This is a genomic window from Glycomyces rhizosphaerae, assembly GCF_042647865.1.
GTDB classification, from domain to species: domain Bacteria; phylum Actinomycetota; class Actinomycetes; order Mycobacteriales; family Micromonosporaceae; genus Glycomyces; species Glycomyces rhizosphaerae.
Map to the genome: position 1 here is coordinate 892,436 of NZ_JBHRWO010000010.1, position 25,327 is coordinate 917,762.

Consider the following 25,327-nt stretch of genomic DNA (forward strand, 5'->3'; position numbering starts at 1 on the left):
CAGTCCGTGTGGTTTTAGTCCGTTATAGTGAGCGGAAGCTTCGTTCCTACCCCCCGAGGACTCGAATCATGCCCCTTGCGCCACAGAACATCCCCCTGCGCCCATGCCCTCCGGGCCTCCCCCTGGAGGTCGCCGATGTCCGGCGCTGACGTCTTCGCCATGGACCCCGACGAGGTCCGCAAATCCGTCGAGATCCTCTTCGAGATCGAAGCAGAGGTCGACCTCCAGGCCACCAATATGGCCACCGCGAACACCGAGGCCGCCGGACCCCTCAATGACGCCGACACCGCCCTCGGCCCCGCCCTCGAAGCCGCCGGCGAATGGTGGCAGGGGCGGCGCGCGAGCGGCTTCTGCAGCCTCCTCGGCAACACCGGCGAGTACCTCGCCGTCTGCGCCGAGGAAGCCGTCGAGGTCGACGACTACAACGCGGGCACCTTCGCGTCGGTCGCCGGCGACCTCTATCCCGAACGCGCCAACGCCAACGCGAACACCAGGCCGGACTGGCAGGGCCCATGAGCGACCTGACCTGGGAACGCCTGCGCGACCTCGACTGCGGTGCGATCCGCACCCTCAGTGACACCTGGAAGTCTTATGTGGAACAGCAACTGGCCCACACCGACCGCCTCCGCACCGAGGTGATCGACGGCCACCTCAGCGCCGAGCACTTCGAATCCGACACCGCCACCCGGGTGCGCGAGCAGATCGGCATGACCGCCGACCGCTACGAGGACGACCTCGCCGACTACGCCAGCACCCGCATCGCCACCACCCTCATCGAAGCCGCCGACGCGTTCGAGAAGGAGCAGAACGAGCTCAAGGAACTCGTCCCGCTCATCGAGCGGCACGACTTCGACATCGAAGGCCCCCACCACGAATACGACGTCAACCTCTCCGGAGACCTCCACCGGGCGATCCTCACCCTGAACCCGCCGCAATGGCTGTGCGACATGTGCGGCGTGCAGAAACCCGACGGCTTCTGGGACGTCGACACCATCAAGGTCCTCTTCAACGGCGTCGACCTCTACGGCACCGCCATCGGCCTCGCCGGGCAGTACCAGGACTGGCTCCGCGCCGTCATGTCCCGCGCCCACGACGCCGACGACGAGGCCGCCGCGGCCCTCGCCGAAATGCGCGAGAACCCCACCGAACTCCCGCCGCAACTCGGCGCCGCCTACGACGAGCTCGTCGACGACTACAAGGAAGGCGTCACCGAAGAGGTCGCGAACGAAGCCGAGGCGATCGCCGAAGGCACCTCCGGCATGTCGCCCGAACAGGTCGACCAGTGGTGGGACGGCCTCAGCGAATCCGAGCGCCAGGCCCTCATCGAGGAGCACCCCGAATGGGTCGGCCCGGTCGACGGCATCCCCACCGAGTCCCGCGACACCGCCAACCGCACCCTCCTCGACAGCGAGATCGACGGCCTCGGCACCCGGATCGCCGCCAAAGAGCGGGCCCTCCACGGCATGGACCCCGAATCCGAGGAGTACGAGCAGGCCAAAGCCGAACTCGACGACCTCAAGCAGGACGAAAAGGACCTCGCCAAGCTCCAGGACCGCATCACCGACGACGACGGCACCCCCGCCCTCGCCGAAGGGCCCGAACCGCAGCAGCCCTACTACCTGCTCGGCTTCGGCACCCAGGACAGCGGCCGCGCGATCGTCTCGGTCGGCAACCCCGACACCGCCGACAACGTGAACACGTTCGTCCCCGGCACCACCGCGAGCCTCGGCACCGCCACCGGCATCCTCAACCGGGCCGACACCATGCAGAGCGACGCCCAGCTCGCCGCCCCCGGAGCGTCGAACGCCACGGTCATGTGGCTCGGCTTCGACGCCCCCGACACGATCGTGCCCGAAGCCATGCAGGAACGCTGGGCCGACGACGCGAGCGACGACCTCGAACAGTTCACCAAGGGCCTCGACGCCACCGGGCAGCCGAACACCAACCACACGCTCACCGGACACTCCTACGGCACCACCGTGATCGGGCACGCCGCCACCCAGGACGGCGTCAACGCGGACAACATCGTCTTCGTCGCCTCCCCGGGCGTCGGCACGGACACCGCCAGCGCGCTCGGCGTCGACGAGGACAACGTGTGGTCCACCACGAACTCGCTCGACCCGATCCCGCTCTCACCGGACTTCCTCCACGGAGCCAATCCGGCCGGAGACGACTTCGGCGGCAACACCTTCCACAGCGACACCGGCGCGTGGAACGCCAACAACCACAGCACGTACTGGGACGACACCAACATGGCCGGACGCGAGACCCTCGCGGACATCGCCACCGGACAGCGATGACGAATGCCGCGCCGACCCCCTCCCGGCTCGCGGTGGCGCAGGGCCCTCGGACCCCTCGCGTCCCTGCCGCCGGTCCGTTCGATCGTGGAGCACTTCATGGACAACCCGCCTGAACCCCGGTACACGCAGGCCGAGGCCTACGCGCCCATGGAGGCCGCCGCCGCGGACTCCATCGCCGCCCTCCCCGACTTCCCCGGCTGCAGGGAGCGGATCTGGTCGGAGCTGCCCGCGACGAGCGGCGGCATCGACGTCCCGGGCTTCACGATCGTCGAGATCACCTATGTGTTCTCGTTGCCCGACTCCGGCACCCCGCTCGTCCGCGAGACCTACGTCGACGTACTCCGGAAGCACTGGACCTCCTTGGGCTACACCCTCACCCGCGACGCCGTGAAGGAGAAGGCCGACCGCACCGACCGGAGCCTCGTCGCGATCAGGCCGGACGGGATCGCCCTCTGGTACTGGGCGTCCGGCTACACGGTGCTGCGAGTGCAGTCAGGGCCGGTGGCGGCCAGCGAACCCGAGGACATCGAGTACGTCCCGCCTTCGGGCGGCGTGATGCCGGGCGGCCGCTACGACAAGGTCGGCCGTTACTTCCCCGACGGCATTCCGGCCGACCGCGACGCGGTGGACCCGTTCGACTCGCCCGACTCATACGAGGACGACCTGTGAGCCGCGCGAGACGAGCCGGGTCGATCGCGGCGGTGGCCGCGCTCGGCCTCGCGGCCTCGGCCTGTACCGGACCGGAGGTGAACGAGGAGTTCAACGACACCGAGGCGCTGGCCGCGATGGAGGCGTTCCTGGCGGAGTCGATCGCGGAGCTGGAGGGCTTCCCCGGTTTCCAATCGCGATCGGTCGAGCTGGACGCGTGCGGCTACGGCGTGGACCGCAACGAGGTCCTGGAGGGCCACGACACCGTTCACCTCTCGTACGTCTTCCCAGAAGCGAGCTGGGAGGATCCGCTGGTGCGGGAGGCCTATCCGGAGGAGCTGGCCGAGTTCTGGGAGGCGCAGGGCCACGAGGTCGAGATCGACCGCGACGACACGGGCGCCGTCTCGCACGTGAGCGCCGTCCGCGAGGACGGCATCGGCCTCTACTACCGGGTCTGGGGCCAGGTCGCGATCGAAGCCTCCCTCGGCGGCGGGCCGGAGTGCGTGGAGGCGGACGAGGACTTCACAGCCCCCGAACCCTTGGGCGGCGTCCAACCCGATCACGACAGCGTCCCGCAAGGCGGGTTCGACGACGGCGGATGACTTGCGGCCGAAGCAGGCCACACCGCGACGGGCGCCGTGGACCGCGATCGTCGCGGGTTCTCGGTCGCGGTTCAGACGGGCGGCGATGGTGGCCGGGTGCCGCGGCTCGGGTGCGTTGCCGCTCTTGGGATCGTGCTCGGCACTTGTGTTGAGGGCATCGGGAGACGGATCGGTCATGTGGTGTCACCTCCTTCCAAGGGTGCTGCCGCCGGTCGCTGCGTCGTGATCGGCTGCGGTGGTGTGTTCCCGTGGCTGTCGTTCCTTCGCTCCCCGGATAATGTTCTGGAGCGCTGGCGAAGCCGGGGCCATGCAGTGGCGCAACGGTGTTGGGTGGTCCGCTCCCGGAGGGCATGGCCGCCTGCGGTGCGGTAGTGAAGGCGTCGCCATGGACGTGGGCAGCTGCCGGGCCAGGTCTGTACTGCCTGGTCTGGTGCGGCCCTTAACGCTGGCGGGTCTGGCCTGGGTCGAAGATGCCTCCCTGCAAGGCACTTCCTTCTGGTTGGGGTGATCCCAACTAGGAAATCTCCCACCCAGTCACGGCCCATCGGGGGCGCGGACAGCTGCGGGCGATAGCACTGGGATGAGATCTGGAACCCCCGGTGGGGGCTGAGTGCCTCGAAACAAGTCGGTTTGTCGATTCAGCCAGAGGCTTGTCGTAGTCTGCTTGCACCTACTCGACACCTGTACGAATTCCCTGTCCCTGTACGTACCTCAATTCTCCCTCAAGCCGCCCCCGGCCGTCATCACCCACTGGCGTACAAGATCCTCACGTTCCGCCCCAGAACCGCTGCGCCGCAAGCAAAGGCGCTCCCCGCGCTCGGGAGTGTCGCGGTCCGCCCGAAACGAACCCGCAGTCCCGCCACCGAGCCCCGCCCCCCACCGCTCCGTCGCTGATCGCTTGAACCCCGACCAAAGACCAACCGCGATTGAGTACGACAAAGCGCCCGTCGGATCCTCTTGATGCCGTAGGAGGACCGAGCGGGCGCTTCGTCGTATGCGGTGTTAGGCGGCGACGGCGGCGCGGCCGGCCTTGAGGGCGGCGGCGGTGTTCACCACGCGCTCGGCCTGCGCGGTGGCGGCGGCGAGCACGCTCTCGTCGACCGGGGTGCCCCAGCCGAAGTGCGAGACGCCGTACGGCGAGGCGTTCGCGAAGGCGACCTCGCCGGCGTAACCGGGGGCCACGATGATGCCGCCGAAGTGGTGGAACGAGTTGTACAGCGCCAGCAGCGTCGACTCGTTGCCGCCGTGCTTGCCGGAGGCTGCGGCGAAGCCCGAGTAGACCTTGTCGGCCAGCTTGCCCTGGAACCACAGTCCGCCAAGGGTGTCGATGTACTGCTTGAGCTGCGAGGAGACGTTGCCGAAGCGGGTGGGGCTGCCCATGATCACGGCGTCGGCCCAGTCGACGTCGTCAGCCGTGGCCTCGGCGATGTCGGCGGTGGCCTGGATGTTCGCGGCCCACTGCTCGTTCGAGTCGATGGCCTCCTGCGGCGCCAGTTCGGCGACCCGGCGCAGACGGACCTCGGCTCCGGCCTTCTCCGCACCTGCGGCGATCTGGCGGGCGAGCTGGGTGACGTTGCCGGTCTGCGAGTAGTAGACGACGGTGACCTTGACAGGCTCGGACATGTTCCTACCTCTTCCAGGAGTGCGGTCAATAAGTAGTTCAGATTTGAAGTACCCATCGACCATACGGGTCCCTCGACGAAGTTTCAAATTTGAACGATGTGGCGCTTGCCACGTTGTCGCAATGGCGTTCGCCCTTATGGGAGAGGGTGAAGCCTTCATCGGGGGGCTTGTTACGAGAGTGTTTCCTGATGTTGCAAGTGGCGAGGGTCTTCGGCTGTCGGCTTTATCACGCTCGATCGCCGAGTCACCTCAGGCGCTCCCGGCGCTTCCGCAACTCTGGTTCAAGCACGCCTGTATGCATCGTGACCTCGAATAATGACAACTTAGGTGGACCTAAGTGACAGGGCGTGGATAGCGGAGTTCTAGACTTGCGGCAAACGCTTGTGAAGATCTTCACAAGCGGGACGGTCGTTACAAGGATCACCGCCCCGTTCGCCTGAGAGGACGCCCGTGACCACTCACGCAACCCCGGAGGCCGACGTCATCGTCGTCGGCGCGGGACCTGGTGGTTCGGCCGCGGCCTACCACCTGGCCTCCCGGGGCCTCGACGTTCTGCTGCTCGAGAAGACGCATTTCCCCCGCGAGAAGGTCTGCGGCGACGGCCTCACCCCCCGCGCCGTCGCGCAGCTCCTCAAGATGGGCGTCGACACCTCCGAGTCCGCCGGCTGGATCCGCAACCGCGGCCTCCGCGTCGTCGCCGACGACATCGCCATCGAACTCGACTGGCCCACGCTCCAGCACTACCCGGACTACGGGCTCACCCGCACCCGGATCGACTTCGACCAGATCCTCGCCGACCGCGCCGTCGCCGCCGGAGCCTCGCTCCAGACCGGCGTCAAGGTCTCCGCGCCGGTCTTCGACCTCGCCGGCCGCGTCTGCGGCGTCAGCGCCGTCCGCGACGGCGAGCAGGTCACCTACCGCGCGCCGCTGGTCATCGCCGCCGACGGGGTGTCCGGGCGCCTCGCCCTTTCCCTGGGCCTCAAGCGGGACGAGAAGCGCCCCATGGGCGTCGCCGTCCGGCAGTACTACCGCTCCGAGGCCAAGCACGACGACGCCTATCTCGAGTCCTGGCTGGCGCTGCGGACCGCCAACGAGCCTGACGTCCTGCAACCGGGCTACGGGTGGGTCTTCGGTCTCGGCGACGGCCGGGTCAACGTCGGACTGGGAGTCCTGAACTCCTCCGACGGGTATCAGAAGACCGATTACCGTGCGCTGCTTCGCGACTGGCTCGCCAACACCCCCGAGGAGTGGGGCCTGGCCGACGAGGCGAACGCTGACGGGCCCATCCGCGGCGCCGCACTTCCCATGGGCTTCAACCGGACCCCGCACTACAGCCGCGGCCTCATGCTCGTCGGCGACTCCGGCGGCATGGTCAACCCCTTCAACGGCGAGGGCATCGCCTACGCCATCGAAGCGGGCGAAGTCGCCGCCGCCACGGTCGCCGAAGCGTTCAAGGCGCGCTCGGTGCCCCGCCGCGAAGCCGTGCTGCGCACCTACGCCGACAAGATGGACGACCTCTGGGGCTCGTACTACCGCATGGGCGGCATCTTCTCGCACCTCATCGGCAAGCCCGCCGTCATGAGGCTGTGCACCGAGCACGGCCTGAAACGTCCCGCGCTCATGCGCGTCGTGTTGAAACTGCTGGCGAACCTCACCGACCGACCCGGGCGCGACACCGCCGACCGGATCGTCAACGGCATGCGGATCGTCACGCCCGGACTGGGAAGGAGGGTCTGAGGAGATGGAAGTCTACGTACCGGTCGTCATCATGTTCGCCATCGGCGCCGGGTTCGGCATCGTCTCGGTGGTCGCCTCGCGCATCACCGGCCCCCATCGGAAGAACCGCGCCAAGTACGACCCTTACGAATGCGGCATCGAGCCGGCCCCCACGTCTGAGGGCCCGATGAAGTTCCCGGTGAAGTTCTACCTCACCGCGATGCTGTTCATCGTCTTCGACATCGAGATCATCTTCCTCGTGCCGTGGGCGGTCCACCACGACGTCCTCGGGATCTTCGGGTTCTGGGCCGTCTTCATGTTCATCGCCGCGCTGTTCGTCGCCTACGCCTACGAATGGCGTCGCGGCGGACTGGACTGGGACTGAGGTTCCGATAATGGGTGTAGAAGAGAAACTCCCGCAGGGCATCATCCTCACCACCGTTGAGGCACTGGTGAACTGGACCCGCAAGGCCTCGATGTGGCCCGCCACGTTCGGCCTCGCCTGCTGCGCCATCGAGATGATGGCCACCGGCGCCGCCCGCTACGACACCGGCCGCTTCGGCATGGAGGTCTTCCGCGCCTCCCCGCGCCAGGCCGACCTCATGATCGTCGCCGGACGCGTGAGCCAGAAGATGGCCCCCGTCCTGCGCCAGATCTACGACCAGATGCCCGAACCGAAGTGGGTCCTCTCGATGGGCGTGTGCGCCACCTCCGGCGGCATGTTCAACAACTACGCGATCGTGCAGGGCGTCGACCACGTCGTGCCCGTCGACATGTACCTCCCCGGCTGCCCCCCGCGCCCCGAGATGCTCCTCGACGCGATCCTCAAGCTCCACGAGAAGGTCCAGCACGAACCGTTGGGGGACAAGCGCAAGCAGGCCCTCGCCGACCTCCCCGAGCCGGTGATCAAGCCCGGCGCGATGCCCTCCTCCTACCGCTTCGACAAGCAGCGCAAGAAGGAGTGGACCGAGGCCGTGAAGGCCGGGAACGAGGAGCAGCTGCGCATCCGGAAGGCGGTGGCGAAGCGATGAGCGAGAAAGAGCCGGACCAATTCATGGCTCGCAAGCAGCGCCAAGAGGGTCTCTTCGGCGTCTCCGGCACCGGCGACACCTCCGGGTTCGGCGGGCTCGTCAAGCAGAGCCCCAGCACCTACGAGCTCGTCTCCACGCCCGAACCGCTCGGCGAGTACTTCGACGAGATCGTCGGCACGCTCCGGGAGCTGTTCGGCGACGAGATCACCCGAGCGGTGATCGTCGACCGCGGCGAACTGACGATCCACGTCGCGCCCGACCGGGTCGCCGACATCTGCCAGGCCATGCGCGACGACGAGAGCCTCCGCTTCGAGCTGTGCAACTCGGTGTCCGGTGTGGACTATCCGGAGCAGCAGAACCGCCTGCACGTCGCCTACCACCTGACGTCGATGACCTATCGGCGCCGCGTGCGGCTCGAGACCGCCGTCGGCCTCGACCACCCGGTGGTCCAGTCCGTCACGGCCGTCTATCCGACCGCCGACTGGCAGGAGCGGGAGGCGTACGACATGTTCGGCGTCGTCTTCGAGGGCCACCCGCACCTCACCCGCATCCTCATGCCCGACGACTGGGAGGGCTTCCCGCAGCGGAAGGACTACCCGCTCGGGGGCATCGCCGTCGAATACAAGGGCGCGCACATCCCGCCGCCCGACGAGAGGAGGGCCTACAAGTGACCGCCACGGATAACAGCACCGACGCCTATGCGGCCGAACGGGACACGACAGAAGGCCGCGTCTACACCGTCACCGGCGGCGACTGGGACGAGCTCGTCGCCTCGGTCGACCCGGTCAGCGAAGAGCGCCTCATCGTCAACCTCGGCCCCCAGCACCCGTCCACGCACGGCGTGCTGCGCCTGGTCTGCGAGCTCGAAGGCGAGACCGTCCGCTCGGTGCGCCCCATCGTCGGCTACCTCCACACCGGCATCGAGAAGAACCTCGAGTACCGCAACTGGACACAAGGGACGACATTCGTCACCCGCGCCGACTACCTCGCGCCGATCTTCAACGAGACCGGCTACTGCCTCGCCGTGGAGAAGCTCCTCGGCGTCACCGTGCCGCGCCGCGCCGACGTGATCCGCGTGATCATGATGGAGCTCAACCGCATCAGCTCCCACCTGGTCGCGCTCGCGACCACCGGCATGGAGCTCGGCGCGCTCTCGATGATGATCTACGGCTTCCGCGACCGCGAGAAGATCCTCGACATCTTCGAGGCCGTCTGCGGCCTGCGCATGAACATGGCCTACATCCGCCCCGGCGGCGTCGCCCAGGACCTCCCCGCGGACGGCATCAAGATGATCCGCGAGTTCGTCGACTACATGCCCCAGGGCCTCGACGACTACGAAGGCCTCCTCACCGGCAACGCCATCTGGCAGGAGCGCACCCAGGGCGTCGGCTACCTCGACGTCTCCGGCTGCCTCGCCATCGGCGTCACCGGCCCGGTCCTCCGGTCCGCCGGTCTCCCTTGGGACCTGCGCAAGACCATGCCGTACTGCGGCTACGAGGAGTACGACTTCGAGGTCCCCACCCACAACGGCGCGGACGCCTGGGCCCGCTACGTCGTGCGCCTGGAGGAGATCCGCGAGAGCCTCAAGATCATCAGCCAGGGCCTCGACAAGCTCGAGCCCGGCCCGGTCATGGTCGAGGACAAGAAGATCGCCTGGCCCGCGCAGCTCGCCCTCGGCGGCGACGGCATGGGCAACAGCCTCAACCACATCCGGCACATCATGAGCCAGTCGATGGAGGCGCTGATCCACCACTTCAAGCTCGTCACCGAGGGCTTCCGGGTCCCGGCCGGGCAGGTGTACACCGCCATCGAGGCCCCACGCGGCGAACTCGGCATCCACGCCGTCTCCGACGGCGGCACGAGGCCGTTCCGCATTCACATGCGAGATCCCTCCTTCATCAACCTGCAGTCGCTCCCCGCGCTCGCCGAAGGCGGCCTGCTCGCGGACGTCATCGCTGGTGGAGCCTCGCTCGACCCGGTCATGGGAGGTTGCGACAGGTGAACTACCCGGAGAAGATCCGCGAGCAGGCCGAGGCCATCCTCGTCCGCTACCCCGAGGGCCGCGAGCGCTCGGCGCTCCTGCCGCTGCTGCACCTGGTGCAGTCGCACGACGGCTACGTCTCGGACGACGGCATCGCGTTCTGCGCCGAAGTCCTGAACATCACCAAGGCCCAAGTGCAGGCGGTCTCGACCTTCTACACCATGTACAAGCGCGAACCGGCCGGCGACTGGCTGGTCTCGGTGTGCACCAACACCCTCTGCCACGCCAAGGGCGGGCAGAAGCTCTTCGACGCGCTCAGCGACGAACTCGACGTCGACCACAACGAGACCACTGTGGACGGCAAGATCACGCTGGAGCACGCCGAGTGCCTCGCCGCCTGCGACTACGCGCCCGTCGTCACCGTGAACTACGAGTTCTACGACGAGATGGACGAGGCGAAGTCCCTGGAGCTGGTGCGCGAGTTGAAGGAGGGGCGCCGCCCGGTCCCGAGCCGCGGCGCGCCGCTGTGCACGCTCCGGGAGATCTCGGTGCAGCTGGCCGGGTTCGACGAGGAGCGCACCGCCGGGCTCGAAGGCAACGCCCAAGGCGACCCGACGCTCGCCGGGGCCCGCCTCGCAGCGGAGGCCGGGATCGCCGCGCCGACGTACGACCCCGCCGCGCCGCTCCTTGACAATGCCGCCAAAGAACACGAGGAAGCGAAGTGAGCGTTACCGTGCCCGGTCCAAGGCGGCCCCGCGAGGACGTCCTCAACAAGCTCAAGCCCGTCGTCACCAAGCGCTGGATGTCCCCGGGCGCGTGGAAGATCGACGTCTACGAGCAGCTCGACGGCTACAAGGCGCTCCGCAAGGCCCTCAAGTACTCCGAGGGCGACCTCATCAACTTCATGAAGGAGTCCGGCCACAGGGGACGCGGCGGAGCCGGGTTCCCCGTCGGCATGAAGTGGCAGTTCGTGCCCGACGACGGCCAGGAGCACTACCTGGTCGTCAACGCCGACGAGGGCGAGCCGGGCACCTGCAAGGACCTGCCGCTCATGATGAACGACCCGCACTCGCTCATCGAGGGCATCATCATCGCCTCGTACGCGATCAAGGCGAGCCGCGCGTTCGTCTACGTCCGCGGCGAGGCGATCCACGCCGCCCGGCGCCTCCGCAACGCCGTGCGCGAAGCGAAAGAGGCCGGCTACCTCGGCAAGGACATCCTCGGCACCGGGTTCGACCTCGAAGTCGTGATCCACTCCGGCGCAGGCGCTTACATCTGCGGCGAGGAGACGGCGCTCCTGGACTCCCTGGAGGGCAAGCGGGGCCAGCCGCGCCTGCGCCCGCCCTTCCCGGCCACGCACGGGCTCTACAACAAGCCCACCTGCATCAACAACGTCGGCTCCATCGCCGCCGTCCCGCACATCGTGCTCGGCGGCGCCCAATGGTGGAAGGACCTCGGCTCCGAGAACGCCGCGGGCACGATGATCTACTCGCTGTCCGGCCGCGTCAAGCACCCCGGCCAGTACGAGTGCTCCCTGGGCACCACGCTCCGCGAGCTCATCGAACTCGCCGGCGGCATGTCCGAGGGCCACGAGCTCAAGTTCTTCACCCCCGGCGGCTCCTCCACCCCGATGCTCTCGGCCGACTCGATCGACGTCCCGCTCGACTTCGACAACGTCGCCAAGGCCGGATCCATCCTGGGCACCACCGCGGTCATGATCTTCTCCGACCAGGACGACCCGGTCGTCGCCTGCTGGCGCTGGATCAAGTTCTACGCCCACGAGTCCTGTGGCAAGTGCACGCCGTGCCGCGAGGGCAACTACTGGATGGTGCGCGTGTACGAGCGCATCCTGTCCGGCCGCGGCTCCCTCGGCGACCTGAAGCTCCTCGAGAGCGCGTGCAAGAACCTCCTCGGCCGCTCCTTCTGCGGCCTCGGCGACGGCGCGACCTCCTGCGTCACTTCGTCGCTGAAGTACTTCCGGCAGGACTACCTCGACTACATCGAGGGACACAAGCCGGCCCTCTTCGACGCTGAGAAGATCGGAGCGCACTGACATGACCGATCAAGTCACGTTCACCATTGACGGCGTCGAGGTCACCGTCCCCAAGGGCACCTTGATCATCCGGGCCGCCGAGCAGATCGGCATCGAGATCCCCCGGTTCTGCGACCACCCGCTGCTCAAGCCCGCCGGGGCCTGCCGCCAGTGCCTGGTCGACGTCCCCGACATGGGCAACGGGCGCGGGATGCCCAAGCCCGCCGCCTCCTGCACGACCACCGCCATGGAAGGCATGGTCGTCAAGACCCAGCACACCAGCGAGGTCGCCAAGGAGGCCCAGGAGGGGATCATGGAGTTCCTCCTGATCAACCACCCCCTGGACTGCCCGGTCTGCGACAAGGGCGGCGAATGCCCGCTCCAGAACCAGGCCATGAGCACCGGCCGCACCGAGACGCGCATGGAGGCGGCGGACAAGCGCACGTACAAGAAGGCGCTGCCGATCTCCTCGCAGGTGCTCCTCGACCGCGAGCGCTGCGTCCTCTGCGCACGGTGCACCCGCTTCTCCGACGAGATCGCAGGCGACCCGTTCATCGAGCTGATGGAACGCTCCGCGCTGGAGCAGGTCGGCGTCTACGAGGACGAGCCGTTCGAGTCCTACTTCGCGGGCAACACCGTCCAGATCTGCCCGGTCGGCGCGCTCACCGGCACGCAGTACCGGTTCCGCTCAAGGCCTTTCGACCTCGTGTCGAGCCCGAGCGTGTGCGAGCACTGCTCGGCCGGGTGCGCGCAGCGCTCGGACCACCGCCGCGGCAAGGTCATGCGCCGCCTCGCGGGCGACGACCCGGCGGTGAACGAGGAGTGGAACTGCGACAAGGGCCGCTGGGCCTCCTCCTACATCGACGCCGCCGACCGCATCACGAAGCCGCTGGTCCGCGACGAGGACGGGTCGCTGCGCGAGGCGTCCTGGCCCGAGGCCCTGCGCCGCGCCGCGGCCGGGCTCAAGGAGGCCGCCGGCCGCGTCGGCGTCCTGCCGGGCGGCCGCCTCACGGTCGAGGACTCCTACGCGTACTCCAAGTTCGCACGGGTCGCCCTCGCCACCAACGACATCGACTTCCGCTCCCGCCCGCACTCCACTGAGGAGTCCGAGTTCCTCGCCCACGCCGTCGCCGGGGTCTACCCCTCCAGCGGCTCGGTCACCTACGAGGACCTGGAGAAGGCCCCCGTGGTCGTCACCGTGGGCCTCGAGGTCGAAGAGGAGTGCCCGATCGCGTTCCTGCGCCTGCGCAAAGCGGTGCGCGCGGGCAACCAGCGGGTGCACGTGGTCGCGCCGTTCGCGACGCGAGGCACGGCCAAGCTCAACGCGAACCTGATCGAGTCCCTGCCCGGTGAAGAGGCCGAGCTCCTGGACGGCTGGGAGCGCGGCGGCTTCGTGCGCGACGCGCTCAGCGAAGAGGGCGCGGTGATCCTCCTGGGGGAGCGCCTCGCCATGGTCGAGGGCGCGTTCTCCGCGGCGGTCCGACTGGCCCGCGCCACCGGTGCCCGCCTCGCCTGGATTCCCCGGCGCGCCGGGGACCGCGGCGCGGTCGAGGCCGGCTGCCTGCCGGGCCTGCTGCCCGGCGGCGGGCTCGCCTCCTATGCGGCCGACCGCGAGCAGCTCGCCGAGTACTGGGGCGTCGAGGAGCTGCCGGGCAATGACGGCCGCGGCGCTTGGGACATCCTGCAGGCCGCCGCTGACGGCGAGATCGACGCGCTGCTCATCGGCGGCGTCGACCCGTACGACTTCGCGGACGGGCCCGCCGTCGAGGCGGCGCTGTACGCGGCCCGTTTCGTGGTCTCCCTTGAGATCCGGCATTCGGCCGTCACCCGCGTGGCGGACGTGATCCTGCCGGTCGCCCCGGTGACCGGCAAGCCCGGCGCCTACTTCGACTGGGAAGGGCGCCTGCGGACCTTCGAGACGGTGATCCCCTCGGAGCTCATGTCGGACCACGCGGTGCTCGACACCCTCGCCCAGGCGATGGGGTTCGAACTCGGCACGGCCGAGACCCATACGGTCCGTGCGGAACTCGCCGGCCTGCCGGACCCGCTCACGCGCCAGCCCGCCCCGGACTGGGCCTCCGACCACGCGGCCCACGCGCAGGAGGACGGCAAAGCGGTCCTCGCGACCTGGCGTCAGCTGCTCGACGGCGGCTCCCTCCAGGAGAACAACCCGCACCTCGCCGGTTGCGCCCCTGACCCGGTGGTGCGGTTGAGCGCGGCGACGGCGAAGGCGATCGGCGCCGTTGAAGGCGGCGGTGTCACCGTCTCGACCTCGATCGGCGGGATCACGTTGCCGCTCAATGTCACCGACATGCCCGAGGGCGTGGTCTGGCTGCCGCAGAACGCGCCGGGTCGCGGGATCTACCGCCACCTCGGCGCCGGTTCGGGCGATGTCGTCACGATCCGCGCCTACCCGAACGTCCCTCGCCCGGCCGCTAAGACCGGAGAATCCGTGGAGGCGGTCAAATGATGAACGATCCGATCTGGCTCATGCTCGTCAAGGGCGTGCTCGTCTTCGTCGTGCTCGTGCTGCTGGTGCTGTTCACCATCTGGTTCGAGCGGCGCGTGGTGGCGATCATGCAGGTGCGGCCGGGGCCGAACCGCAACGGGCCCTTCGGTCTGCTGCAGTCGCTCGCGGACGGCCTGAAGCTGGCGTTCAAAGAGGACGTGATGCCGCGGACGGCCGACAAGGTCGTGTTCATCGCGGCACCGGTCATCGCGGTCGCCTGCGCGTTCACGGCGTTCGCGGTGATCCCGTTCGGGCCCGAGGTGAACGTCTTCGGCATGGAGACGGAGCTGCAGCTCACCGACTTCGAGGTGAGCGTGCTCCTGATCCTCGCGTGCTCGGCGCTCGGCGTCTACGGCATCGTGCTGGCGGGCTGGTCCTCCGGTTCGGCCTACTCGCTGCTTGGTGCGCTTCGCGCTGCGGCGCAGGTGATCTCGTACGAGATCGCGCTGGGCCTCGCGGTGCTGACGGTGTTCTTCCAGTCGCAGCTGATGTCGACGAGCGCGATCGTGGCGGCGCAGGCCGAGGGCCTGCCGCTGAACTTCGGCGGCACTGAGATCACGCTGCCGGGCTGGTACTTCATCATCCTCGCGCCGAGCTTCGTGATCTTCGTGATCTCGATGGTCGGCGAGACCAACCGCGCCCCGTTCGACCTCCCCGAGGCCGAGTCCGAGCTCGTGGCCGGGTTCGCGACCGAGTACTCGAGCTTGAAGTACGCGTCGTTCTTCCTGGCCGAGTACGTCAACATGGTCACGATGTCGGCCCTGTGCGTCACGCTCTTCCTGGGCGGCTGGGCCGCGCCGTTCCCGAACTCGTGGTGGCCGGGCGCGAACGAGGGCTTCATGCCGCTCGTCTGGTTCTTCGGGAAGGTCCTGGCGTTCCTGTTCTTCTACGTGTGGCTGCGCGGCACGCTCCCGCGGCTGCGCTACGACCAGTTCATGCGCCTGGGCTGGAAGGTCCTCGTGCCGGTCTCGCTCGTGTGGCTCATGGTCCTGGCGGCCATGAACATCGGGCTCGACACCGACAACGAGCTGCCGACTCGCATCGCCTTCGCGGGCGGTGCCGCCATCGTCGTCATGGCCTTGATCTTCTTCTGGCCCAACCGGAAGCAGTACGAGGTCCCGGCCGAACCGGACACCGGCATGGGCGGTTTCCCCGTCCCGCCGATGGACCTGGCCGTCCCGCCGAGCCCGCGGGCCCTCAAAGAGCTCGAGCCCGCCAACACTTCCGCGGTTCCCATCAACGGCTCCCGCCCAGATAAGGAGGAGGAGTAGATGTCCGGTTTCGCTAAAGGCTTCGGCGTCACCTTCTCGCACATGTTCAAGCCGAAGGTGACGGTCGACTACCCCGAGAATCCGTCGAAGCTCCAGCCGCGCTCGCACGGCCGGCACGTGCTCAACCGGCACCCGGACGGCCTCGAGAAGTGCATCGGCTGCGAGCTGTGCGCCTGGGCCTGCCCGGCCGACGCGATCTACGTCGAAGGCGCGGAGAACACCGAGGCCGAGCGGTTCTCGCCCGGCGAGCGGTACGCCAAGACCTACCAGATCAACTACGCGCGCTGCATCTTCTGCGGCCTGTGCATCGAGGCCTGCCCGACCCGTTCGCTCACCATGAGCAACGAGTACGAGCTGGCCCGCGACGACCGGCGCGACCTCATCTTCACCAAGGAGGAGCTCCTGGCTCCGCTCTTGGAGGGCATGGAGCAGCCGCCGCACCCGATGCGCTTGGGCGACAACGAGAAGGCCTACTACGAGTCGGGCCCCCACAATCCTGGTGCGAGCGAGGGCGCGGAGTTCTCGCTCACGGAGATGCTCGCGCAGACCAAGAGGGGTGAGCAGTGATCGACCTCGCGCAGACCGTCGCCCAGAGCGCGTCAATGGGCGAATCGGTCTTCTTCTGGATCCTCGCGCCGATCGCGCTCGGCGGGGCCATCGGCCTCGTCCTGGCCCGCTCGGCGATCCACGCGGCGCTGATGCTCGCGATCACCATGATGTGCCTGGCGGTCTTCTACATCATGCAGTCCGCGCCGTTCCTCGGCTTCGTGCAGATCATGGTCTACACGGGCGCGATCATGATGCTGTTCCTGTTCGTGCTCATGCTCTTCGGGCGCGACTCGAAGGACTCCATGTTCGAGACGCTCCGCGGCCAGCGCCTGTTCGCGGTGGTCCTCGGCATCGGCCTGGCGGCGCTGCTGTCCTCCGGTCTGGCCCGCGCGGTCTCCGGCATGACGATCGCCGCCGACCCGGATTGGGCCACTGGGGCCCAGTCGAACGTCGAGGCGATCGCCGAGGCGCTGTTCTCGACCTACCTGTTCCCGTTCGAGGTCGTCTCGGGCGTGCTCACCGTGGCCGCGGTCGGCGCCTTGATGTTCGCGCACGTCGCCAAGAAGGGCGGCTACCGCGGGCAGAAGGCGCACAGCCGCGAGCGGTTCGCCCCCGGCAACTACCCGGGCCCCAAGCCCGGCCCGGGCGTGTTCGCGACCTCGGACTCGACCGCCACTCCCGCTCTGCGGCCTGACGGTTCGATCGAGCCGGCGTCGCTGTCGCCGTACGTGCCGCCGCGTCAGCTGACCTCGGCCGAAGCGGCTCCGAAGCACACGGAAGGGAGGGACGCATGAGCCCCGAGTACTACCTGATCCTGGCCGCCGCGCTGTTCACGATCGGCGCGGTCGGCGTGCTGGTGCGGCGCAACTCGATCGTCGTGTTCATGTGCGTGGAGCTGATGCTCAACGCCGGGAACCTGACGCTGGTCACGTTCGCGCGCACCTCCGGCACGATCGACGGGCAGGTGATGGCGTTCTTCGTGATGGCCGTGGCCGCCGCCGAGGTCGTGGTGGGCCTGGCGATCATCATGGCGATCTACCGGTCCCGGCGCTCCGCCTCCGTCGACGACGCCAACCTGCTGAAGGCCTAGAGGGGACACAGTGGAAATCACGTACGCACCCGCCGAGGGGCTGCTGTCGCTGGTGTGGCTGCTCATCGCGCTGCCCGCGTTCGGCGCCGCGGTCCTGCTGCTCGCGGGCCGGAAGGCCGATCGATGGGGCCACTGGCTCGGCGTCGCCACGGTCGGCGCGGCCTTCGCGCTCGCCCTCGCGATGTTCGGATCCCTTGCGGGCCTGGATAACAAGAGCGCCGACCTCGACCTGTTCACGCTCCTCTCCGTGGGGGACCTGGACATCGAGGCGAGCCTGCTCTTCGACCCGTTGAGCGCGGTGTTCTGCCTGCTCATCACCGGGGTCGGCTTCCTGATCCACGTCTACGCGGTCGGCTACATGTCGCACGACGCGGGACGCCGGAAGTTCTTCGGCTACTTCAACCTGTTCGTCGCCGCGATGCTCGTGCTCGTGCTGGGCGGCAACTACTTCATGACGTTCATCGGCTGGGAGGGCGTGGGTCTCGCCTCGTACCTCCTCATCGCGTTCTGGCAGATCAAGCCCGCCGCAGCGACCGCCGGCAAGAAGGCGTTCCTGACCAACCGCGTGGCCGACGTCGGGTTCCTCCTGGCGATGTTCATCATGCTCGGCACGCTCGGCACGGTGGACTTCGCCGAGGTCTTCAGCGGCGCCGCTTCGCTTTCCACCGGAACGAGTCTCGCCATCGGGCTGCTGCTCCTGGCGGCGGCCTGCGGCAAGTCGGGCCAGTTCCCGTTCCAGACCTGGCTCCCGGACGCGATGGAGGGCCCGACCCCGGTGTCGGCGCTCATCCACGCGGCCACCATGGTGACCGCGGGCGTGTACCTGATCGCCCGCTCGAACGTGATCTTCAGCCTCAACACCGATGTGCAGACCGCGGTCGTGCTCATCGGCGCCTTGACGCTCCTGTTCGGCGCGATCGTCGGCTGCGCGAAGGACGACATCAAGCGGGTCCTCGCCTGGTCCACGGTCTCGCAGATCGGTTACATGTTCCTCGCGGTCGGCCTGGGCGGCGGGGCGTTCGCGCTCGGCATCATCCACCTGCTGGCGCACGGCTTCTTCAAGGCCGGGCTGTTCCTCGGCTCCGGTTCGGTCATGCACGCCATGAACGACCAGACCGACATCCGCCGCTTCGGCGGCCTGTGGCGGGTCATGCCGTTCACCTACGCCACCTTCGCGGCCGGCTGGGTCGCGATCATCGGCCTGTTCCCGTTCTCGGGGTACTTCACGAAGGACCCGATCATCGCCGCCGCGTTCGCGCGCGAAGGCTGGCAGGGCTGGGCCGCCGGCGGCGCCGCGCTGCTCGGCGCCGCGATCACCGCGTTCTACATGACGCGGCTGTTCGTGCTCACCTTCCACGGCCCCAAGCGCTGGACCGAGGACGTGCACCCGCACGAGTCCCCGGCGATCATGACCGGCCCACTCCTGTTGCTGGGCTTGGGTTCCCTCGGCGCGGGCGGCCTCATGGCCTCGCCCGTCACCGAGTGGCTCACGCCCGTGTTCGGCGAACACCATGAGGCGCACGGGCACCTGACCCACATGCAGGTCACCATCGCGACCACTGTGGTCGTCGTGCTCGGCGCGGCCCTCGCTTGGCTCCTGTTCCGCGGCGGCACCGACGAAGTGCCGCGCGCCGCGGCCTGGCCGGTGCGGGTCGCCCGCGCCGACCTCGGCGGCGAGGCCGTCAACCGCGGCCTGTTCGAACGCCCGGGCCGCTTGGCCGCCAACGCTTCCGTCGCGGTCGACGGCCGCGGCGTCGACGGGGCCGTCAACGGCCTGGCCGCACTGATCGGCGGCACGTCACGACGGCTGCTGACGATGCAGACCGGCTTCGTCCGCTCCTATGCCCTGTCCATTCTGTCCGGCGCCGTCATCGTGGTGGCCGCGCTCATGGTGGTGGTCGTCCAATGAACGAACTCCCGTTGCTGTCGGCGCTGGTCGCCGTGCCCCTGATCGGGGCCGTGATCGTCGCGTCGATCCGCCGCGAGAACGCCGACGCGGCCCGCTGGACCGCGCTCGGCGTCTCAGGGGTCGTAGCCGTGCTCACCGCCCTCGTGGCGATCGGCTTCGACTACTCCGCGGGCGCGCCGTGGCTGCAATTCACCGAGTCGTACGCCTGGGTAGAGGCCTGGGACCTCAACCTGTCCTGGGGCGTCGACGGGATCGCGCTCCTGATGGTCATCCTGACCGCCGGGCTGACGCCGATCGCGATGCTCGCGGCCTGGCGCGACCTGGACGCCGTGAAGCGTTCGGTCCCGGCGTTCTTCGCGCTCATCCTCGCGCTCGAAGCGGCGATGCTCGCGACCTTCCTGGCCTCGAACATCCTCCTGTTCTACTTCTTCTTCGAAGCGATGCTCGTGCCGATGTACTTCCTCATCGGCTCCTACGGCACCGGCCCGAAGAAGCAGTACGCGGCGGTGAAGTTCTTCCTGTACTCGCTGCTGGGCGGCATGTTCATGCTCGTCGCCGTGATCGCCCTGTGGGTGAACAACGGCGGCGTCTTCGACTGGCAGACCCTTGTGGACACCGAGCCGATGGCGGACGGGACGCTGCAGAACTGGCTGTTCCTCGGCTTCTTCATCGCCTTCGCGATCAAGGCCCCGTTCTTCCCGTTCCACACCTGGCTCCCGGACGCCGGAGGCGCGGCACCGGCCGCCGTCGCGGCGCTCCTGGTCGGCGTGATGGACAAGATCGGCACGTTCGCGATCCTGCGCTACTGCATCCCGATGTTCCCCGAGGCGACGCAGACCTTCGCGCCGTGGATCATCGGCATGAGCGTCATCGGCGTCGTCTACGCCGCGTTCGTCGCCATCGGGCAGACCGACCTCAAGCGCCTCGTCGCCTACACGTCGATCGCCCACTTCGGTTTCATCGGACTCGGGATCTTCGCGTTCACGCAGGAGTCCGCGACGGGCGCCGTCCTCTACATGTTCAACCACGGCCTCGCCACGGGCCTGTTGTTCATCGTCGTCGGCTTCCTCGCGATCCGCCGCGGCTCGGCGCAGATCGCCGACTACGGCGGGGCCGCCAAGACCCTGCCCGTGCTCGCCGGGATCTTCCTGTTCGCCGGGCTCGCCTCGCTCTCGCTGCCGGGCACCGCGCCGTTCATCTCCGAGTTCCTGGTCCTGTTCGGCGCCTTCACCGGCAACGAACCGGTCGCGGTCGTCGCGACCCTGGGCATCATCCTCGCCGCCGCGTACGTGCTCTGGATGTACCAGCGCACCATGCAAGGCGACCGGAACCCCGCGCTCGACACGGTTCCCGCGATGAAGCGCGACCTCACCTTGCGGGAGAAGGCCCTCGTGGCCCCGCTGGTGATCGCGATCCTCGGCTTCGGCTTCTTCCCGCAGCCGCTCATCGACACCGTCGAACCGGCCGTCGACAACACGCTCCTGTTCATCTCGGGCGAACCGGAAGACCTGCCCGCCGCAGAAGGAGTCACCAATGAATGAGGCCCAGCAAGCCGGCGTCCAGATCGACTGGGCAGGCCTGGCCCCCATGATCATCGTGTTCGTCGCGGCCTTCGGCGGGCTCCTCGTGGAAGCCGTCGTTCCCAAGGCCCGCAGGCTCCCCGTCCAGGTCATCCTGGCCGTCGCCGCACTGGCCGCCGCGTTCACCGCGGTGGTCCTGAACGCGGGCAAGAACAGCGCCGCCTTCTCCATCGAAGGCGTCGGCCTCGGCTCGATCGTCCTCGACGGCCCCGGCCTGTTCCTCCAAGGGACGCTGGCGATGCTCGCCATCATCGCCGTGCTCCTCCTCGCCGAGCGCCGCACCACGCGGGGCGGCGACTTCGTCGCCGAAGCCGCCGTGGTCGCCGACTCGGCCGCGGACAAGGCGCAGCGGCGCGAGGACGGCGCGACCGAGATCTTCCCGCTGACGCTCTTCGCCGTCGGCGGCATGATGATGTTCGTGACCGCGGGCGACCTGCTCACCATGTTCGTCGCCCTCGAGATGCTCAGCCTCCCGCTGTACCTCCTGTGCGGCCTCGCGAAGCGCCGCCGCCTCATCAGCCAGGAGGCCGCGCTCAAGTACTTCCTGCTGGGCGCGTTCGCCTCCGCGTTCTACGTCTACGGCATGGCCATGCTCTACGGCTTCGCCGGGACCGTGGACCTCGCGGGGATCAACCAGGCGGGCGTCAGCTCCGGCCAGCCCCGCCTGTTCCTGTACATCGGCGTCGCGATGATCGCGGTGGCGATGCTCTTCAAGGCGGCCGCGGTCCCGTTCCACATGTGGACTCCCGACGTCTACACAGGAGCGCCGACTCCCGTGACCGCCCTCATGGCGGCCTGCGTGAAAGTGGCGGCCTTCGGCGGACTCCTGCGGGTCTTCAACGTGGGCCTGTCCTCCTCGGCCTGGGACTGGCACCTGATCCTCACCGTGATCGCCATCGCGACCATGCTCGGCGGCGCGATCTTCGCGGTGACCCAGCGGAACATCAAGCGCCTGCTCGCCTACAGCTCCATCGCGAACGCGGGTTACCTCCTCATCGGGGTGATCGCGCTCGGCGAGGCGGTCGGCCAGACCATGTTCTACCTGGCCGCTTACGGCTTCACCGTGATCGCCGCGTTCGCCGTCGTCTCGCTCGTGCGCGACGGCGACGAGGAGGCCACGCACCTGGGCCGCTGGGCCGGACTCGGCAAGAAGTCCCCGGGCACCGCGTCGGTCGTCACGATCCTCATGCTCGCACTGGCGGGCATCCCGTTCACGAGCGGATTCACGGCCAAGTTCAGCCTGTTCGCCGCCGCGCTCGAAGCCGACGAACTCGGCCTCGTGATCGTCGGCGTCATCTCCTCGGCGATCCTGGCCTTCCCCTACCTGAAGGTGGTCGTCCTGCTCTGGCTCAACGAGCCCGCCCTGGACGCCCCCACCGTCAACCTGCCGAGCCCCATGGCCGGCACGGTCGTCGCCGCAGGCGTCGCCGCCACCGTCATCCTCGGCATCGCCCCCGGCTTCCTTCTGGAAATCGTGGATCAGGCCAGTACCTTCCTCAACACCTAACGCCGACCAGAAAGCCGCGGGAAGCCAATGCTTCCCGCGGCTTCTTCGTTTGATCGCTAGCTGACCTTGGCGGCTTCGAGTTCGGCCGTGTCGGAGAGTTCGCGGTCGATCTCCTCGAAGAGCTCTTCGGCGGCGAACCAGGCCTTGGAGGCTTTGGATTGCAGGAGGAGGAGGGCCGCGGTCGGGAACGAGCCGCAGACGACGAGCATGGCGGCGGCGCTGATGAAGAACGGAGCCTCGTCGGGGAACGTCGCGAAGTAGGCGCGGCCGAGGATCCAGAGGTACATCGCGGCCGGGACGATCGCCAGCGCCCACCAGGCGGCCTTGACCGCGTGGGCGCGGCGGCGGCCGAGGCGGGTGGCGATGAACGGCATGGAGACGGTGACGGCGACGCTGAGCAGGATCGTGACCAGGCGTTCGAGGTCGATCGAGCCGATGACGTCGAGCATCGAGTCGTGGCTGGAGGCCGATCGCGTCGCGTCGAAGAGGAAGCGGACGCCGATCGAGTAGAGCAGCATGATGGCCGCGAACTGGAGCCAGATGACGCCTTGCGCGGCGAGCACGGACTTCGGCTTGGCAGAGGGCCCGGTGTGTCTGGGTCGCACTGCGCTCCCTTCTCGGCTGCGGAGATGCGCCGAAGGATCGCCCAATGGACCTCGAAGTCGACATCGGGACGCTGAGCTAAGGGCAGGGCTCGCAAGCTTCGCCCTGGCTGGGGGCGCCGCTTCCTGGGGAAGCGACCTCTGAACGATAGCGAACGCCGACCACCCGCAGGGAACCGGTGCGATCCAGAACACGAACGGTTCGGACACAGTTCGTCGCCTTGACAGCCAAATTTATGGAAGTTACTGTCAAATAATAGTTACTTCCAGAATTGAGGCGCCATGGCTCCCGTATCCGCCCGCCGTCGCTGGTGGGCCCTCTTCTCGCTCCTGTTCGGCCTGCTCGTCGTCGGCCTCGACATCACGATCCTCAACGTCGCCCTCCCGACCCTCGCCGTCGACCTCGACGCCTCCACCGCCGAACTCCAATGGCTCGTCGACGCCTTCATCGTGGCGCTCGCGGCCCTGCTCCTGCCCGCCGGACTCCTCGGCGACCGGTTCGGGCGCAAGAAGGTCCTCCTCGCCGGACTCGCGATCTTCGGCGCGGCCTGCGCCCTCGCGACGGCCGCCGACTCGGTGGGCGTGCTCATCGCCGCCCGCGCCCTCATGGGCGTCGGCGCGGCCGTGGTCATGCCCGTGTCGATGGCGGTGGTGCCCAGCATGTTCAGCGGTGCCGAACGCACCCGCGCCGTCGCGCTCCTGACCGCCGGCATGGCGATCGGCCTGCCGCTCGGCCCGCTGCTGGGCGGCTGGCTCCTCGAGCACTACTGGTGGGGCTCGGTCTTCCTCATCAACGTGCCGCTCATCGTGCTCGGGTTCATCGCGATCGCGTTCCTGCTTCCCGAATCCACCGACCGCAGCGCCCCGCGCCTCCAGCCGTTCGCCGCACTCGCGGCGGTGCTCGGCCTGGCCGCGCTCGTGTACGGCGTGATCGAGGCGCCCGTCGACGGCTGGTTCTCCCCGGCGACGCTCATCGGCGGGCTCGGGGGCCTTGCGCTCATCGCGCTGTTCGTCGTCTCGCAGGCGCGGTCCGCAGCTCCCATGGTCGACCTCGGGCTGTTCCGCGACCGCGCGTTCCTGTGGGGCTCGGTCATCGCCACCGCCTCCTCGATGGTCATGATGGGCGCGCTCTTCCTGGTGCCGCAGTATCTGCAGATCGTCCAGGGGCACAGCGCCTTCGGGACGGGGCTGCGGCTGCTGCCGATGATCGGCGGCCTCATGGTCGGCGGCCTCGGCGCCGAGCGCCTGGCCGCCCGGTTCGGCTACCGGGTCACCGTGATCAGCGGTCTGATCCTCTGCGCGGCCGGTTGCGTCGCCGCCATGGGCACCGAGCCCGGCACGGGCTTCGGCCCGGTCGCCCTGTGGCTCGGCGTCCTCGGCGCGGGCTTCGGGATGTCCCTCGTGCCCGCGACTGACGCGGTCCTCGCGGCGCTCCCGCCCGACCGCGCCGCGATCGGCTCCGCTCTGATGCAGACGCTGCGCCAGACCGGCGGCGCGATCGGTGTGGCCGTGTTCGGGTCGATCGCCTCCAGTGTCTACCTGGCGGAACTCGATCTGCCTCCGCTCCCGCCCGAGGCTGAGGCCGCCGCGGAGGACTCGGTGGCCGGCGCGGCCGCGGTCGCCGAAGCGCTCGGATCGCCGGAGACCGCGCAGCAGGCGTTCGCGGCCTTCACCGACGGGATGAGCGCGGTGTTCCTGGTCTGCGCCGTGCTCGCCGTCGTGGTCGCGTTCGCGGCGGGACCGAGGTTCCCGAAGCACCCGGAGACGAGCGAGGCACAATCGCAGCATGAACCGTCCCGGGCTGCGTGAGCGCAAGAAGATCGAGACTCTGCACCGGTTGCAGGAGGAGGCCCTGCGGCTCTTCGACGAGCAGGGCTACGACGCGACGACGATCGAGCAGATCGCCGAAGCCGCGGGCGTCTCCCCCTCGACCTTCTACCGGTACTTCCCGGTCAAGGAGGACGTGGTCGTCCAGGACGAGTACGACCCGCTCATCGTGCAGGTCTTCGAGAGCCAGCAGGAGGGGACCGCGCCGCTGGAGGCCCTGCGCGCGGTCCTCGCCGTGCTCTTCGGGGAGTTCACGGACGAGGACATCGAGCGGGTGCGGCGGCGGGTGCGGATGATCTTCTCCGTCCCGGCCCTGCGCGCCCGCCAGGTCGGGCAGTCGGCGGCCACCGAGCGGCTCCTCGCCGAGATGATCGCCGAACGCACCGGCCGCTCGGCGAACGACCTCGAGGTCCGGCATTTCACCGCGCTCGTGGTGGCCTCGTGGACCGTGGCGATCAGCGCCTGGTCCGAGACCGACGGCACCAAGGACGACCTCGCCGCCAACCTCGACCGCTGCCTCGCCCACCTCGAAGCGGGAGCCCCGCTCTAA

At 68.6% G+C, this 25,327-nt stretch carries 23 protein-coding genes; 21 read left to right on the plus strand and 2 right to left on the minus strand.

Translation table 11 applies throughout. The annotated features are described in order from the left end of the window. The first annotated feature begins 135 nt into the window (after positions 1–135). The 4 genes from ACFO8M_RS13920 to ACFO8M_RS13935 all read left to right on the plus strand — a co-directional run bounded on the left by ACFO8M_RS13920 (position 136) and on the right by ACFO8M_RS13935 (position 3,550). A complete protein-coding gene (locus ACFO8M_RS13920) occupies positions 136–516 on the plus strand; it encodes a hypothetical protein (RefSeq protein ID WP_387976156.1) in 381 nt (126 codons plus the stop codon). Next, positions 513–2,300 carry an alpha/beta hydrolase gene (locus ACFO8M_RS13925; RefSeq protein WP_387976158.1) on the plus strand — a complete coding sequence of 596 codons (1,788 nt, stop codon included), beginning with the start codon at positions 513–515 and terminating at the stop codon, positions 2,298–2,300. The genes ACFO8M_RS13920 and ACFO8M_RS13925 overlap by 4 nt, the downstream gene beginning before the upstream one ends. A gap of 96 nt (positions 2,301–2,396) precedes the next feature. Beyond that, complete coding sequence (locus ACFO8M_RS13930) at positions 2,397–2,969, plus strand: hypothetical protein (protein ID WP_387976161.1); 573 nt, start codon at positions 2,397–2,399, stop codon at positions 2,967–2,969. Then, positions 2,966–3,550 (plus strand): hypothetical protein, encoded by a 585-nt coding sequence (locus ACFO8M_RS13935; RefSeq protein ID WP_387976164.1) that lies wholly within the window; start codon positions 2,966–2,968, stop codon positions 3,548–3,550. Before ACFO8M_RS13930 ends, ACFO8M_RS13935 begins: the two co-directional genes overlap by 4 nt. 1,002 nt (positions 3,551–4,552) lie before the next feature. On the opposite strand, the gene wrbA is transcribed toward ACFO8M_RS13935, so the two are convergent. Next, a complete protein-coding gene (gene wrbA, locus ACFO8M_RS13940) occupies positions 4,553–5,173 on the minus strand; it encodes an NAD(P)H:quinone oxidoreductase (protein ID WP_387976167.1) in 621 nt (206 codons plus the stop codon). A gap of 450 nt (positions 5,174–5,623) precedes the next feature. Here wrbA and ACFO8M_RS13945 point away from each other — a divergent pair, with 450 nt between their 5' ends. From ACFO8M_RS13945 to nuoN, 15 genes are all read left to right on the plus strand, one after another. Further along, complete coding sequence (locus tag ACFO8M_RS13945; RefSeq protein ID WP_387976170.1) at positions 5,624–6,910, plus strand: geranylgeranyl reductase family protein; 1,287 nt, start codon at positions 5,624–5,626, stop codon at positions 6,908–6,910. Positions 6,911–6,914: 4 nt separating this feature from the next. Further along, positions 6,915–7,274 (plus strand): NADH-quinone oxidoreductase subunit A, encoded by a 360-nt coding sequence (locus tag ACFO8M_RS13950; protein WP_387976173.1) that lies wholly within the window; start codon positions 6,915–6,917, stop codon positions 7,272–7,274. 10 nt (positions 7,275–7,284) lie between these two features. Then, a complete protein-coding gene (locus ACFO8M_RS13955) occupies positions 7,285–7,920 on the plus strand; it encodes a NuoB/complex I 20 kDa subunit family protein (protein WP_387976176.1) in 636 nt (211 codons plus the stop codon). Further along, entirely contained in the window at positions 7,917–8,591 is a 675-nt protein-coding gene (locus ACFO8M_RS13960; protein WP_387976179.1) for an NADH-quinone oxidoreductase subunit C, read from the plus strand. Before ACFO8M_RS13955 ends, ACFO8M_RS13960 begins: the two co-directional genes overlap by 4 nt. Next, a complete protein-coding gene (locus ACFO8M_RS13965; RefSeq protein ID WP_387976183.1) occupies positions 8,588–9,922 on the plus strand; it encodes an NADH-quinone oxidoreductase subunit D in 1,335 nt (444 codons plus the stop codon). The genes ACFO8M_RS13960 and ACFO8M_RS13965 overlap by 4 nt, the downstream gene beginning before the upstream one ends. Then, entirely contained in the window at positions 9,919–10,626 is a 708-nt protein-coding gene (gene nuoE / locus ACFO8M_RS13970) for an NADH-quinone oxidoreductase subunit NuoE (RefSeq protein ID WP_387976186.1), read from the plus strand. The genes ACFO8M_RS13965 and nuoE overlap by 4 nt, the downstream gene beginning before the upstream one ends. 77 nt (positions 10,627–10,703) lie before the next feature. Then, entirely contained in the window at positions 10,704–11,954 is a 1,251-nt protein-coding gene (gene nuoF / locus ACFO8M_RS13975; protein WP_387976397.1) for an NADH-quinone oxidoreductase subunit NuoF, read from the plus strand. A 1-nt stretch (position 11,955) separates the two neighbouring features. Further along, positions 11,956–14,403: an NADH-quinone oxidoreductase subunit G gene (locus tag ACFO8M_RS13980; protein WP_387976189.1), complete on the plus strand. Its 2,448-nt coding sequence runs from the start codon at positions 11,956–11,958 to the stop codon at positions 14,401–14,403. Further along, positions 14,403–15,713: an NADH-quinone oxidoreductase subunit NuoH gene (nuoH, locus tag ACFO8M_RS13985; RefSeq protein WP_387976192.1), complete on the plus strand. Its 1,311-nt coding sequence runs from the start codon at positions 14,403–14,405 to the stop codon at positions 15,711–15,713. Before ACFO8M_RS13980 ends, nuoH begins: the two co-directional genes overlap by 1 nt. Beyond that, positions 15,714–16,280 (plus strand): NADH-quinone oxidoreductase subunit NuoI, encoded by a 567-nt coding sequence (gene nuoI / locus ACFO8M_RS13990; RefSeq protein ID WP_387976195.1) that lies wholly within the window; start codon positions 15,714–15,716, stop codon positions 16,278–16,280. Next, positions 16,277–17,056 carry an NADH-quinone oxidoreductase subunit J gene (locus ACFO8M_RS13995; protein WP_387976197.1) on the plus strand — a complete coding sequence of 260 codons (780 nt, stop codon included), beginning with the start codon at positions 16,277–16,279 and terminating at the stop codon, positions 17,054–17,056. Before nuoI ends, ACFO8M_RS13995 begins: the two co-directional genes overlap by 4 nt. Next, positions 17,053–17,352: an NADH-quinone oxidoreductase subunit NuoK gene (gene nuoK, locus ACFO8M_RS14000; protein ID WP_387976200.1), complete on the plus strand. Its 300-nt coding sequence runs from the start codon at positions 17,053–17,055 to the stop codon at positions 17,350–17,352. The genes ACFO8M_RS13995 and nuoK overlap by 4 nt, the downstream gene beginning before the upstream one ends. A 10-nt stretch (positions 17,353–17,362) precedes the next feature. Next, complete coding sequence (nuoL, locus tag ACFO8M_RS14005) at positions 17,363–19,261, plus strand: NADH-quinone oxidoreductase subunit L (protein WP_387976203.1); 1,899 nt, start codon at positions 17,363–17,365, stop codon at positions 19,259–19,261. After that, positions 19,258–20,802: an NADH-quinone oxidoreductase subunit M gene (locus tag ACFO8M_RS14010; RefSeq protein ID WP_387976206.1), complete on the plus strand. Its 1,545-nt coding sequence runs from the start codon at positions 19,258–19,260 to the stop codon at positions 20,800–20,802. Before nuoL ends, ACFO8M_RS14010 begins: the two co-directional genes overlap by 4 nt. Next, positions 20,795–22,348 (plus strand): NADH-quinone oxidoreductase subunit NuoN, encoded by a 1,554-nt coding sequence (nuoN, locus tag ACFO8M_RS14015; RefSeq protein WP_387976209.1) that lies wholly within the window; start codon positions 20,795–20,797, stop codon positions 22,346–22,348. The genes ACFO8M_RS14010 and nuoN overlap by 8 nt, the downstream gene beginning before the upstream one ends. A 56-nt stretch (positions 22,349–22,404) precedes the next feature. Here nuoN and ACFO8M_RS14020 read toward each other — a convergent pair whose 3' ends face one another. Beyond that, positions 22,405–22,953: a hypothetical protein gene (locus tag ACFO8M_RS14020; protein ID WP_387976212.1), complete on the minus strand. Its 549-nt coding sequence runs from the start codon at positions 22,951–22,953 to the stop codon at positions 22,405–22,407. Between the two features lie 279 nt (positions 22,954–23,232). Between ACFO8M_RS14020 and ACFO8M_RS14025 the strand changes: the two genes are divergently transcribed. Both ACFO8M_RS14025 and ACFO8M_RS14030 read left to right on the plus strand, forming a co-directional pair. Continuing rightward, entirely contained in the window at positions 23,233–24,759 is a 1,527-nt protein-coding gene (locus ACFO8M_RS14025) for an MFS transporter (RefSeq protein ID WP_387976214.1), read from the plus strand. Continuing rightward, the gene (locus ACFO8M_RS14030) at positions 24,737–25,327 is read left to right on the plus strand and encodes a TetR/AcrR family transcriptional regulator (protein ID WP_387976217.1); all 591 of its coding nucleotides are present in this window, start codon (positions 24,737–24,739) and stop codon (positions 25,325–25,327) included. The genes ACFO8M_RS14025 and ACFO8M_RS14030 overlap by 23 nt, the downstream gene beginning before the upstream one ends.

Bases quoted from the DNA above. Each gene is read 5' to 3' on its own strand.
- ACFO8M_RS13920 (WP_387976156.1), top strand. From the start codon at position 136: ATGTCCGGCGCTGACGTCTTCGCCATGGACCCCGACGAGGTCCGCAAA.
- ACFO8M_RS13925 (WP_387976158.1), top strand. From the start codon at position 513: ATGAGCGACCTGACCTGGGAACGCCTGCGCGACCTCGACTGCGGTGCG.
- ACFO8M_RS13930 (WP_387976161.1), top strand. From the start codon at position 2,397: ATGGACAACCCGCCTGAACCCCGGTACACGCAGGCCGAGGCCTACGCG.
- wrbA (WP_387976167.1), bottom strand. From the start codon at position 5,173: ATGTCCGAGCCTGTCAAGGTCACCGTCGTCTACTACTCGCAGACCGGC.
- ACFO8M_RS13950 (WP_387976173.1), top strand. From the start codon at position 6,915: ATGGAAGTCTACGTACCGGTCGTCATCATGTTCGCCATCGGCGCCGGG.
- ACFO8M_RS13955 (WP_387976176.1), top strand. From the start codon at position 7,285: ATGGGTGTAGAAGAGAAACTCCCGCAGGGCATCATCCTCACCACCGTT.
- ACFO8M_RS13960 (WP_387976179.1), top strand. From the start codon at position 7,917: ATGAGCGAGAAAGAGCCGGACCAATTCATGGCTCGCAAGCAGCGCCAA.
- nuoF (WP_387976397.1), top strand. From the start codon at position 10,704: ATGTCCCCGGGCGCGTGGAAGATCGACGTCTACGAGCAGCTCGACGGC.
- ACFO8M_RS13980 (WP_387976189.1), top strand. From the start codon at position 11,956: ATGACCGATCAAGTCACGTTCACCATTGACGGCGTCGAGGTCACCGTC.
- nuoH (WP_387976192.1), top strand. From the start codon at position 14,403: ATGAACGATCCGATCTGGCTCATGCTCGTCAAGGGCGTGCTCGTCTTC.
- nuoI (WP_387976195.1), top strand. From the start codon at position 15,714: ATGTCCGGTTTCGCTAAAGGCTTCGGCGTCACCTTCTCGCACATGTTC.
- nuoK (WP_387976200.1), top strand. From the start codon at position 17,053: ATGAGCCCCGAGTACTACCTGATCCTGGCCGCCGCGCTGTTCACGATC.
- ACFO8M_RS14010 (WP_387976206.1), top strand. From the start codon at position 19,258: ATGAACGAACTCCCGTTGCTGTCGGCGCTGGTCGCCGTGCCCCTGATC.
- nuoN (WP_387976209.1), top strand. From the start codon at position 20,795: ATGAATGAGGCCCAGCAAGCCGGCGTCCAGATCGACTGGGCAGGCCTG.
- ACFO8M_RS14025 (WP_387976214.1), top strand. From the start codon at position 23,233: ATGGCTCCCGTATCCGCCCGCCGTCGCTGGTGGGCCCTCTTCTCGCTC.
- ACFO8M_RS14030 (WP_387976217.1), top strand. From the start codon at position 24,737: ATGAACCGTCCCGGGCTGCGTGAGCGCAAGAAGATCGAGACTCTGCAC.